Raw genomic sequence first — 12,596 nt, forward strand, 5'->3', positions numbered from 1 at the left:
ATTTACCTTGAATCTAACTGCTATTTAAATAATTAAACTTTCAATAGCTCTAATATTTTATTTTCTACTGCTTCTGAATTCCAATTTTGATGAATATTTTCCATTTGAAGAATTTCTTGCATGATTTCATTTTGTCGATCTCCAATAGCTAAAGCTTCAGCATACGGTTGATGACTAAAGGTTACACGAGAATATAATGGCACCCATAATTCTGGATGTTTATCTGAAAACCATTTTTCTATTTTCTTTTGAAGCAAGAAATTTGCATCCGCAGTTTTAGAGCTCATTTCCATAAAATTCCTATAAGAAAGTTCGGCAATCGCATCAGCATTTGGCTTACGAGAATTTTCATAATCGTTTAATAAATTCGCCCAATCATCTCCATATTTATCCATCATTTCCTCAAGAACTGTAATATCTTCGAAACCGGCATTCATTCCGTGTCCATAAAAAGGAACAATTGCGTGACATGCATCTCCAATTAGCGCAACTTTATCACTAAAAGTCCAAGGAAAACATTTCATGGTAACCAAGTAACTCGTTGGATTTTTAAAGAAATCTTCTACTAGATTTGGAATTACTTCTTTAGTATCTGGAAAATGATTCGCAAAGAAATCGACTAATTGTTCTTTTGTTTGTAGTGATTCGAATGAATTTTCACCATCATGTGGCATGAATAATGTACAGGTAAAACTTCCGTCTAAATTAGCTAAAGCCATAAGCATGTAATTACCTCTTGGCCAAATATGTAGTGAGTTTTTATCTAATTTATGTGAACCATCTGCATTTGCAGGAATATTCAATTCTTTATAACCAATATTTAAAAATTCTTGAGAATAATTAAACATACTTTGGCGTTGCATTTTATGTCGAATTCTTGAGAAAGCACCATCAGCACCGAAAGTAATATCATAATCATGTGTAACCCATTCTCCTCTTTCAGATTCTCCAATTGAAATGGTAGCTGTAGTTAAATCTACATCCCAAACTTTTTCACCGAAAAAAAACTCAACGCCTGCTTTTTCGGCAAGATCAACCATTTTTTTATTCAACAAACCTCTAGAAAGTGAATAAATTACTTCACCATCTTTACCATAAAATTGCTCGTTTACGGTATCAACACCTGTATGAATAGCGCGTTTTTCTACCGGAATACCGATACCTAAAACTTCTTTATCTAAACCAACATCTTTTAGTGCTTTGATACCTCTATCAGACAAAACCAAATTAATAGAACGACCTGTAAAATTAATTTTTCTGATATCCGGACTTCTGTCAAATACATGAACTGTATGTCCTCTTTTTTTGAGATAGATTGCCAAAAGTGTCCCAACTAGACCAGAACCAACAACGGCAATTTTTTTATGAGTTTGCATGAAATTTGCTTATATAATATGAATACAAAAATAAGATATATTCATTAATTTACGTATGTAAAAACCCTAATAGTTTTCATTTTTTGAAATAAAAAAAGCGCATGATTTAAAACAAACCATGCGCTTTACTATTTCAATTTATTATTCTTTTTTCTTATTTGCGTCAATGATGGCACCTGTACCTGCACCCACTCCAGCACCTGCAACTGCACCAATAACTGCACCTTGTCCTTTTTTCTTACTGACAATTGCTCCGGTTGCAGCACCAACTCCGGCACCGATTAAAGCACCTTTAGCAGTATTACTCATACCTTTCTTTTTTGCTGGTTCAGAAGATGTTGAATTATTAACCACCACTGTTTTTGACTTTTCAAGAGTTTCTTTTTCCTCTTTAACTTTAGCAAGCTCTGCTTCTAATGAATCGGCAACTTTTTGCTTTTCCATTTCAATTTTCATTGAATCAATACTAGCTTGTTTAGCTTTTTCAATTTCTTCTTTATTTTGAAACTGACATGAAACAATAAATAACATAGACAATATTATACATGCATTTCTCATAAATATAAATTTTTAAAAATTAGTATCTAACAAATTTAGCTAAAATTGTGCCAAATAAACTTATACGAAACTTAAAAAAGTCTTAAAACGTTACTTTTTTCCCAACGTTTAAGTTTTGAGATTTAGCAAAAACCCCACACATATGGAACAACATACGCGCTCCAACATTCCCATCCCAATCATCATTTTCACCTGGAGCAACTTCTACTAAATCGAATCCTATAATTTCTTTTCCTGATTCCGCTAATTTATTGAATAAATAAGTCGCTTGTTCGAATGAAAATCCTCCTGGAACTGGTGTTCCTGTATTCGGACAATACCAAGGATACATTCCGTCAATATCAAATGAAATGGTAACTTTTTGAGGCAATTGCGCAATGATTTCATCACATTGATCTTTCCAACTTAATCCTTCAAAAGCTTTTGCTTTCATATCGGCATCGGTATGTACGATTACGCGACCATTTGATTTTTTAACTACATCAACTTCTTGTTCACAAAAATCTCTAATACCAATTTGTACAATCTTTGAAACTTGTGGTAATTGTAACGTATTATACATAATAGAAGCATGAGAATAAGTAAATCCTTCATATGCAATTCGTAAATCCATATGTGCATCTAAATGTAAAATTCCGAAACTTTCATGTGTTTCTGCTAACGCTTCGTAATATCCAAGTGGTGTACTGTGATCACCTCCTAAAAGGGCTACTTTTTTACCCTGACGTTGCCAAAACAACACGCGTTCTTTAACTTCAGTATGTAATTCACGACAAACTTTATTGATTTTATCTAAATCAGATTGTAATGCTGGAAAAGTGGAAACATCTTCACCGTTTTCTAACGCTTCAATAATTGGTTGTGCTAAACTTTTATATTTATCTGAATTTTTTGCCCAATGTTCTGGAGCATGATCCATATAAATTCCTAATTTCCATAATTCAGGAAAATCTTGATGCAATAAATCTACTTGAAAAGAAGCGTCTAAAACAGCATCTGGTCCTTCCGATGTTCCTGCACCGTAACTAACGGTAACTTCCCATGGAACAGGTACAATTACAATTTCCGATTCTTCTGATGTAAAAGGCAATCCAAACACAGTAGCATCTGCTAAACCAGGTTGTGACGGATCAAAACTTTCTATTTTTTGTTGTTTATTCATGTTCTTAAATTAAAAAGCAAAGATACTTTTTTTCATAAAAAAAGCCGAACAAAATTCGGCTTTAGTTTTTATGAAAATCTTAAAATTATTGTTTGATAATTTTTTGAGATGTTTTAGAATTGATGAAATATAAAGTATACACACCATTTGATAAACCTGAAATATCAACAACTGATTCATTCGTAATTAATGAACGATGTAAAACTTTTTGACCTAACATATTGTATAATTCAATTTCTTCATTTTCAATATTATCACCTTTAATTGTAATAAAAGTATTGGCTGGATTAGGATAAACCACAAAACTATTTTTAACGATATCTTCTACACCTAAATTTGCTTCTACAATTAAATTAAAATTACAATTTACAGATGTACCACTAGTTGCTGTCATGGTAATTAAATGAGTACCAACACCAACAACTGAACCTACTGGTGGATTTTGAGTTATTACCGCATCACAATTTGAGTTAATTGCATTAGTTAAACTTGCGAAACTTGGCACAGTATAATTTCCAGATCCATTAGCCGTAACGGTTTGATCAGAAGGACATCTTACCACTAAAGGAATTGCAGGCATTACATAACCAGTAGCAGTAAATTGGTCTGTCATCGCTTTAACATCACTACAACTGTAGTTCATATTAATAGCAGCTTGTCTAACAGCTATTGCTGCATTTTGTTGATTAGTTGAAGAAGTAGTTAATGCTAATCCTTCTAAGAAAGCTTTATCTGTTTTTGTTCTACCAATTGCATCCCAAATTCTCATTAAAGTAGTAGCCCAAATTTGACCATCAGTATGCACTTGATTTACTAATCCTCCAGGATAAAGAGCGCCATAATTTGTTGTTCTTCCTCCCCAACATGCATTATGACCGTCCCAATTAAACATCCAATGATAAGCTGCATCAGAAGGTGTCCATTGATTTAATGCTCTACTATGAGATTGCGCCCAATAATCACCACATCCCTCACTTAATCCGTTAACTTGAGACAAAGAACCGCCCGTTAACCAATCGTGTAAACCATGTCCTAATTCATGCCATATTACATCTCCGTCTTCACCATCATCTACACATCCTTCACCAAAAACCAATACTCCATTTGAATAATGTGAATTATCAGCTCCATTTTCTCCAGATGGATCAAACCATAAAATACCTGCATGAGAATTATCTACATTTTGAATACAATTTACACCAAGAGTTTGATTAATATATCTTAAACTGTTATCTGTATGATAAAAAACATTTGCCGCTTCAAAGCCATCTTGATTTCTATTAAACAAAAAGTCACCACTAGCTTGAGTAAACAATCCTTTATTCGGATTTTCTAGATTTTTAATTTCAACATAAGAACTTTTTAATTTATAAGTACCTGCATTATTTTCAATTTCAGGTAAATTTACTAAAGTTCTTGCAGCATCTAAAGAAGCGTTTGTTGCATCGTTTCCATCTACATATGAACCACCATAAGCAACTGCATTTTGAGATAATGGATCCGACAAAAACACATATGCCGTACCAGTTGCTAAAGTTTGTAAAGCTGATGCATCAGTTTCAGCTTTTTTCATAAAAAAAGGTGGATTTAAAACTGTTTCTTTATTGCTATGTTTATGAGAAACTGTACATTCTGTTCCACAATAAATTGCGATATCTTTAACAGAAAGCACTGCTCCTGTATTAGCATCTACAAACACTTCCCAAGAACCAGATTTATCTTCGAAGCTAGTTACAATTCTGTATGCTAATATTGTCTGATTATTTTTAGAAAGAACAAATAATTTATTTTCTTGAAATGTAATCATTCCAGAAACTTTAATTTCATTATTTGAAATTTGTAAAGCGTTTTCAGCTGTAATTTGAGGAGTTGTATTAATTGGCGTTAGTGTTTTATTCACATTAAATTCACTATACGCAACATTTCCATTTGCAATATTTATAACAATTTCAGTATCAAAAACTGGAACATTGTTAATCATTTGTTGGAAACGTAAAGTTTCACCAGCCAAACCTTTACGAACAAATCGCAATTTTAAATCGTTATCAGAATTGAATTTAAAATCTTTGTAATTTGTTTTAATCCAATTTCGAGCTTCTAGCTCAAAATCAGATTGTTGCCCAAAAGCAAAAACCGACAAAAAAAGAGCCGAATAAAATAGTAGGTTTTTTTTCATTTTAGATTAATTTAGGGTTAATTTTAACAAATATATCCAAAAATGTTTAAAAACCTACTTTTTTATCAATAGAATTACTTATTTAATATTCCTTGTTTTAAAATTTGCCCAAAATTGTACATATCTTCAAAAGAAGTATACAAAGGAACTGGTGCTAAACGAATTACGTTTGGTTCACGCCAATCTGTAATGACACCATTTTGCATTAAGTAGGTAAACAATTCTTTACCTTGACCGTGTAAATACACAGATAATTGACAACCTCTTTCATTTTGATTACTTGGCGTGATCACTTCAAATTCAGTACCGTCAATTTCTTTATCGATTTCATGAAGAATAAATTCTAAATAAGCCGTAATTAAATTTCTCTTTTTAATTAATTTTTCCATACCAACTTTGGCAAACATTTCAGCAGAAGCTAAATATGGCGCTAAAGAAAGAACTGGTAAATTACTTACTTGCCAACCATTTGCACCTTCAACAGCGTCAAAATTTGGTTCCATCAAGAAACGACGTTCTTTATTATGACCGTACCAACCTGCAAAACGATTTAAGTCTTTATTTGTATGATGCTTTTCATGTACAAAATACCCTGAAGCATTACCTGGACCAGAATTCATATATTTATAACTACACCAAGCAGCAAAATCTACTTGCCAATCATGTAAGTTTAATTCGATATTTCCTGCAGCATGTGCTAAATCCCAACCTACAATCGCACCAGCTTTATGTCCGGCAGCAGTAATGGTTTTCATATCGAAAACTTGCCCTGTATAATAGTTAACACCACCAATAAACACTAAAGCTAATTCATCACCTAATTCTTCAATTTTAGCCAAAATATCTTCTGGGCGAGTAGTTAATTCACCCTCTCTTCTTTTGATTTCCACGATAGCATCACTTGGATCATAACCATGAAATTTAACTTGACTTTGTAATAAATATTGATCAGATGGGAATGCTTTTTCTTCACATAAGATTTTATATCTTATACCTTTTGGTTGATAAAAAGAAACAAACAATAAATGTAAATTTACTGTTAAAGTATTCATTACACCCACTTCAGAAGGTTTTGCACCAACGATTTTAGATAATGGCTCACAAAATCTTTCATGATAATCCCACCATGGTTTTTCTGAGTAAAAATGACCTTCAACAGCCATATTCGCCCAATCATTCATGACATCATCTACATATTTTTTGGTAGATTTTGGCTGTAAACCAAGAGAATTTCCTGTAAAATAAATTACATTTTTATTGTTATGTTGTGGAAAATGAAATTCGTTTTTGTAGTGTTGTAACTCATCTTGAGCATCTAAACTTTTAGCGAATTCTAAATTATTTTGAAAGTTCATTGTAGTTAAATTTAAAGCGTAAAAGTAGAAAAAAATAAGATATAAAAAAACCCAACTTTATCTGTTGGGTTTTTTAATTTGTTATATTTTTAGATGATTAACATGGCATCACCGTAAGAATAAAATCTATATTTTTCTTTTAAAGCTTCATCATAAGCTTTTCTCATTAAATCGTGACCACAAAAAGCAGAAATCATCATTAATAAAGTTGATTTTGGTGTGTGGAAATTTGTAATCATACAATCTGCTAAACTAAAATCGTAAGGAGGATAAATGAATTTATTTGTCCAACCCACATACGGATTTAAAGTTTTCATAGAAGAAACAGAACTTTCCATAGCACGCATAGAAGTTGTTCCTACACAACATACTTTGTTCTTTCTTGCTTTAGCAGCATTAATGATATCACAAGCTTCTTGAGTGATGATCATTTCTTCTGAATCCATTTTATGTTTAGATAAATCTTCTACTTCAACTGGATTAAAAGTACCTAAACCAACATGTAACGTTACTTCAGCGAAATTAATTCCTTTAATTTCTAAACGTTTCATTAAGTGTTTAGAAAAGTGTAAACCAGCAGTTGGAGCAGCAACAGCACCTTCTTCTTTAGCATAAATCGTTTGGTATCTATCTGCATCTTCTGGAGTTACTTCACGATTGATATATTTAGGAATTGGAGTTTCACCTAATTCTACTAATTTTTCTCTGAATTCTTCATAAGAACCGTCGTATAAGAAACGTAACGTTCTTCCACGAGAAGTAGTATTATCAATAACTTCAGCTACTAACGAATCGTCATCACCGAAATATAATTTATTACCAATTCTAATTTTACGAGCTGGATCAACTAAAACGTCCCATAAACGTTGCTCAGCATTTAATTCTCTTAATAAGAAAACTTCAATTCTTGCACCTGTTTTTTCTTTATTTCCGTATAAACGTGCTGGGAATACTTTAGTATTGTTAAGAACCATTACATCACCATCATCGAAATAATCGATAATATCTTTGAACATTTTGTGTTCAATTTCTCCTGTTTTTCTGTTTACTACCATTAAACGAGACTCGTCTCTATTTTCAGCAGGAAACTCAGCTAATAATTCTTCTGGTAAATTAAAATTAAAGTGAGATAATTTCATAAAAAATTTAAAATTTAGAAATTAGAAATCAGAAAAATTCTGATTCCAAACGAGTGCAAATATACAATCTGAAAATAGGGGTTGTCAAGTAAAAACGCATTTATTTTTGAAACCACAACAAACTGGGCAATTCACAAAGTAGTTTCTTTTGATTTTCTTGATTAGAACACACTTTTTATCACAAAAAATTAGACATAAAAAAAGTCCCGAAAAATCGGGACTAATTAATTATTTTCTGTCTTCAAAATTTACGAAATCTCTTAATGGGTGACCTGTATAAACTTGACGTGGACGACCAATTGGCTCTTTATTTACACGCATTTCTTTCCATTGTGCAATCCAACCTGGTAGACGACCAATAGCGAATAATACTGTAAACATATCAGTAGGAATTCCTAAAGCACGGTAAATAATACCAGAATAGAAATCTACGTTTGGATATAATTTTCTTTCTACGAAATAAGGATCAACTAAAGCTGCTTCTTCTAATTTCTTAGCAATTGCTAAAATTGGATCATTAACACCTAATTCAGCTAACACTTCATCTGCGGCTTTTTTGATAATTTTTGCACGTGGATCGAAGTTTTTATATACTCTGTGTCCGAATCCCATTAAACGGAATGGATCATCTTTATCTTTTGCTTTTGCTAAATATTTCTCAGCATCACCACCATCTTTTTGGATTGCTTCTAACATTTCTAACACAGCTTGGTTAGCACCACCGTGTAATGGTCCCCAAAGAGCAGAAACTCCAGCAGAAATAGATGCGAATAAACCAGCATGAGAAGATCCTACCATACGAACTGTAGAAGTTGAACAATTTTGTTCGTGATCTGCATGTAAGATGAATAATTTATCTAAAGCTGCTACAACCGTTGGGTTGATTTTGTATGGCCCTGTAGGTAATTTAAACATTAACTGCATAAAGTTATCTACATAACCAATTGTGTTATCATAATAATTTAATGGATAACCCATGTTTTTTCTGTATGTCCAAGTTGCTAATACAAGGAATTTACCCATAGTTTTGCAAATAGCTTCATACATTTCTTTTTCGTTTTCAACATTAACCACTTTAGGATTAAAAGCTGTTAATGCACTTGTTAATGCAGATAAAACGCCCATTGGGTGAGCTGTTTTTGGAAAACCATCGATGATGTTTTTCATCTCTTCATTAACTAAAGTATATTTACGAATATTTGTTTCGAAATCTGCTAATTGAGCTTTAGTTGGTAATTCACCAAAAATAACTAAATAAGAAACTTCTAAGAAGTCTGCTTTATCCGCTAAATCTTCGATTGAATAACCACGGTATCTTAAAATTCCTTCTTCACCATCTAAGAACGTGATATCACTTTTACAAACTCCTGAATTTTTATAACCTGGATCATAAGTAATCGCTCCAGTTAAATCTCTTAATTTACTAATATCGATAGCTGTTTCGTTCTCACTTCCAACCATCATAGGAAGTTCTACTCTGTTACCATCAATCTCTATAATTGCATTTTTCGACATGATAATATATATATTTTGTAAGTATAATTATGTTTGTTGCGAATTTAATAATTAATTCTTTAATTTTAAAATTAATATATAGATAAATTGCTATGTAAGTATATATAAAATCTATTAATTTATATAAATCTTTAAAAAAAAGAAAACCCTTTTAGAAATCAGACATCTAAAAGGGTTTAATATTTAAAATTGCACTAAAAAAACAAGTGAATTTTGTATTATTTTGTATTATTTCACTTTAAAAGCGTTTACACCTGGAAAGTAAGCCACTGAATTTAATTCTTCTTCAATACGTAATAATTGGTTGTATTTTGCCATACGATCTGAACGAGAAGCTGAACCCGTTTTAATTTGTCCGCAGTTTAACGCTACAGCTAAATCAGCAATTGTATTATCTTCTGTTTCTCCAGAACGGTGAGACATAACTGAAGTATAACCAGCATTATGCGCCATGTTTACAGCAGCAATTGTTTCTGATAATGTACCAATTTGGTTTACTTTGATTAAGATTGAGTTGGCAATTCCTTCATTGATTCCACGTGATAATCTATCAACATTTGTTACGAATAAATCGTCACCTACTAACTGTACTTTATTACCTACTTTATCCGTTAAATATTTCCAACCTTTCCAATCGTCTTCGTACATTCCGTCTTCGATAGAAATAATTGGATATTTTGCACATAATTCTGCTAAATAATCGGCTTGCTCTTCAGAAGTTCTGATTTTTCCACCAGCACCTTCAAATTTAGAATAATCGTATTTACCATCTACATAAAATTCTGAAGCCGCACAATCTAAAGCAATCATAACATCATCACCAAAAGTATAACCAGCATTCGTAACTGCTAATTTGATTGAATCTAATGCATCTTCAGTTCCACCAGCTAAATTTGGAGCAAAACCACCTTCATCACCAACCGCAGTTGATAAATTACGGTCGTGTAATACTTTTTTAAGGTTATGGAAAATTTCCGTTCCCATTTGCATTGCATGAGTAAAAGAAGTTGCTTTTACTGGCATAATCATAAATTCTTGAAACGCAATTGGAGCATCAGAGTGAGATCCACCATTGATAATATTCATCATTGGAACTGGCAATGTGTTTCCAGAAACACCACCAACGTAACGATATAAAGGCATTCCTAATTCGTTAGCAGCCGCTTTAGCCACAGCCAAAGATACTCCTAAAATAGCATTAGCACCTAAGTTAGATTTATTTGGAGTACCGTCTAACTCAATCATCATTTTATCGATAGCATTTTGTTCGAAAACTGACATCCCAACTAATTCTGAAGCGATAGTTGTATTTACATTTTCAACAGCTTTTAAAACACCTTTACCCATGTAAGCTTTACCACCATCACGTAATTCAACCGCTTCATGCTCTCCAGTTGAAGCACCAGATGGAACTGCTGCTCTTCCTAAAATGCCGTTTTCTGTAATTACATCCACTTCTACAGTAGGATTTCCTCTTGAATCTAATATTTGTCTTGCGTGAACTTTTATAATTATGCTCATGATTGTATATTTTGATTAAAATTTAAATTAATTTTTAGACGATTTGATATTTTCAATAAATTGATCAAATAAATAACTTGAATCGTGTGGTCCTGGACTTGCTTCTGGGTGATATTGTACTGAGAAACAGTTTTTAGATTTCATTCTCATTCCAGCTACAGTTCCATCATTTAAGTGAACATGTGTTAATTCGAAATCTGGGTGATTTTCTAATTGTTCTTTATTAACCGCGAAACCGTGGTTTTGAGAAGTAATTTCACCTTTACCTGTAATTACATTTTTAACAGGGTGATTAATTCCTCTGTGACCGTTAAACATTTTATAAGTAGAAATCCCGTTTGCTAAAGCAATAACTTGATGTCCTAAACAAATTCCGAATAATGGTTTATTTTCTGCTAAAATATTTCTTGCTACTTCTTGAGCAGAAGCTAGTGGATCTGGATCTCCAGGTCCGTTAGACAAGAAATATCCATCTGGATTAAATGATTTTAAATCTTCGAAAGTTGCATTGAAAGGATAAACTTTGATATAACAATCTCTTTTCGCTAAATTTCTTAAGATATTTGTTTTGATTCCTAAATCTAAGGCTGCAATTTTATAATTAGCCTTTTCATCCCCGAAGAAATACGGTTCTTTAGTAGAAACAACAGAAGCTAAATCTAAACCTTCCATATCAGGCGCTTGCTCTAATTTAGCTTTTAATTCTTCAATTGAAGTTCCATCCGTAGAAATAATTGCATTCATAGCTCCATTATCTCGAATATAGCTTACTAAAGCTCTAGTATCTACATCTGAAATCACAATAAGATTTTGTTTTTCGAAATAATCGTATAAGCTTCCTTCTGCATCAACTCGAGAATAATTCATACTAAAGTTTTTACAAACTAATCCAGAAATTTTAACACTATCCGATTCTACTTCATTTACATTTACACCATAGTTACCAATATGCGCATTGGTTGTAACCATAATTTGTCCGTAATATGATGGATCTGTAAAAATTTCTTGATATCCTGTTGTTCCGGTATTAAATGCAATTTCTCCAAAAGTTGTTCCAGAAATCCCTATTGATTTTCCGTGAAAAATTGTACCATCCTTAAGTAATAATACTGCTTGTTGCTTATTATTGTATTTCATCAGTTGTAGTTATTTTATATTTTTTGAGAAACTAAATGTAAAATAGTTTCAGGTTGTGTTGTTGACGATGCAAATTTACGTTTTAGTAATTATAAAAAAAAAGGATAAACAAAAATTTGTCTATCCTTTTTTATATTTAAATCAAATATTTCATGATTATTCAGTAGCTTCAGAATTTTCAGTTGTATCAGCAGCAGGAGCTTCAGCTTTTTTAGCTTTACCTCTACGAGTTGATTTCTTAGCTTCTTTCTTCGCTACATTGTAGATTGTATTGAAGTCTACTAATTCGATCATAGCCATATCAGCGTTATCCCCTAAACGGTTTCCTAACTTAATGATACGAGTATAACCACCTGGACGATCTCCAACTTTAGCAGCAACTTCTCTGAACAATTCAGTTACAGCATATTTATTTCTTAAGTAAGAAAAACAAATACGTCTGTTGTGAGTTGTATCTTCTTTTGATTTAGTTACAAGAGGCTCAATAAATTGTTTTAAAGCTTTAGCTTTAGCTACAGTTGTATTGATTCTTTTGTGCTCAATAAGTGAACAAGCCATATTCGCTAACATAGCTTTTCTATGACCAGTTTGTCTACTTAAATGATTTACTTTTTTTCCGTGTCTCATGACATTTAGTTTTAAACTTCATCTTGCATC

Annotated in this window: 10 protein-coding genes; all 10 read right to left on the minus strand. The window is 32.2% G+C overall.

What is annotated here, in order from left to right; translation table 11 throughout:
• Nucleotides 1-32 precede the first annotated feature (32 nt).
• Nucleotides 33-1,376, minus strand: a complete 1,344-nt coding sequence (locus BMY86_RS08235; protein ID WP_091467548.1) for an FAD-dependent oxidoreductase — start codon at nt 1,374-1,376, stop codon at nt 33-35.
• 141 nt (nt 1,377-1,517) lie between these two features.
• Nucleotides 1,518-1,934: a YMGG-like glycine zipper-containing protein gene (locus BMY86_RS08240; protein WP_091467551.1), complete on the minus strand. Its 417-nt coding sequence runs from the start codon at nt 1,932-1,934 to the stop codon at nt 1,518-1,520.
• Between the two features lie 82 nt (nt 1,935-2,016).
• Nucleotides 2,017-3,096 (minus strand): agmatinase family protein, encoded by a 1,080-nt coding sequence (locus BMY86_RS08245; protein WP_091467553.1) that lies wholly within the window; start codon nt 3,094-3,096, stop codon nt 2,017-2,019.
• Between the two features lie 85 nt (nt 3,097-3,181).
• On the minus strand, nt 3,182-5,272 hold the full coding sequence (locus BMY86_RS08250) for a T9SS type A sorting domain-containing protein (protein WP_091467556.1): 2,091 nt from the start codon (nt 5,270-5,272) through the stop codon (nt 3,182-3,184).
• Between the two features lie 74 nt (nt 5,273-5,346).
• Nucleotides 5,347-6,627, minus strand: a complete 1,281-nt coding sequence (kynU, locus tag BMY86_RS08255) for a kynureninase (RefSeq protein ID WP_091467558.1) — start codon at nt 6,625-6,627, stop codon at nt 5,347-5,349.
• A gap of 89 nt (nt 6,628-6,716) precedes the next feature.
• Entirely contained in the window at nt 6,717-7,766 is a 1,050-nt protein-coding gene (gene queA / locus BMY86_RS08260) for a tRNA preQ1(34) S-adenosylmethionine ribosyltransferase-isomerase QueA (protein ID WP_091467560.1), read from the minus strand.
• Nucleotides 7,767-7,994: 228 nt separating this feature from the next.
• On the minus strand, nt 7,995-9,281 hold the full coding sequence (locus tag BMY86_RS08265; protein WP_091467562.1) for a citrate synthase: 1,287 nt from the start codon (nt 9,279-9,281) through the stop codon (nt 7,995-7,997).
• A 228-nt stretch (nt 9,282-9,509) separates the two neighbouring features.
• The gene (gene eno / locus BMY86_RS08270; RefSeq protein ID WP_091467564.1) at nt 9,510-10,802 is read right to left on the minus strand and encodes a phosphopyruvate hydratase; all 1,293 of its coding nucleotides are present in this window, start codon (nt 10,800-10,802) and stop codon (nt 9,510-9,512) included.
• Nucleotides 10,803-10,829: 27 nt separating this feature from the next.
• On the minus strand, nt 10,830-11,939 hold the full coding sequence (carA, locus tag BMY86_RS08275) for a glutamine-hydrolyzing carbamoyl-phosphate synthase small subunit (protein ID WP_091467566.1): 1,110 nt from the start codon (nt 11,937-11,939) through the stop codon (nt 10,830-10,832).
• Nucleotides 11,940-12,095: 156 nt separating this feature from the next.
• Nucleotides 12,096-12,566 carry a 50S ribosomal protein L17 gene (rplQ, locus tag BMY86_RS08280; RefSeq protein ID WP_091467568.1) on the minus strand — a complete coding sequence of 157 codons (471 nt, stop codon included), beginning with the start codon at nt 12,564-12,566 and terminating at the stop codon, nt 12,096-12,098.
• Between the last annotated feature and the right edge of the window lie 30 nt (nt 12,567-12,596).

The organism is Flavobacterium urocaniciphilum (assembly GCF_900110615.1).
Lineage (GTDB): Bacteria > Bacteroidota > Bacteroidia > Flavobacteriales > Flavobacteriaceae > Flavobacterium > Flavobacterium urocaniciphilum.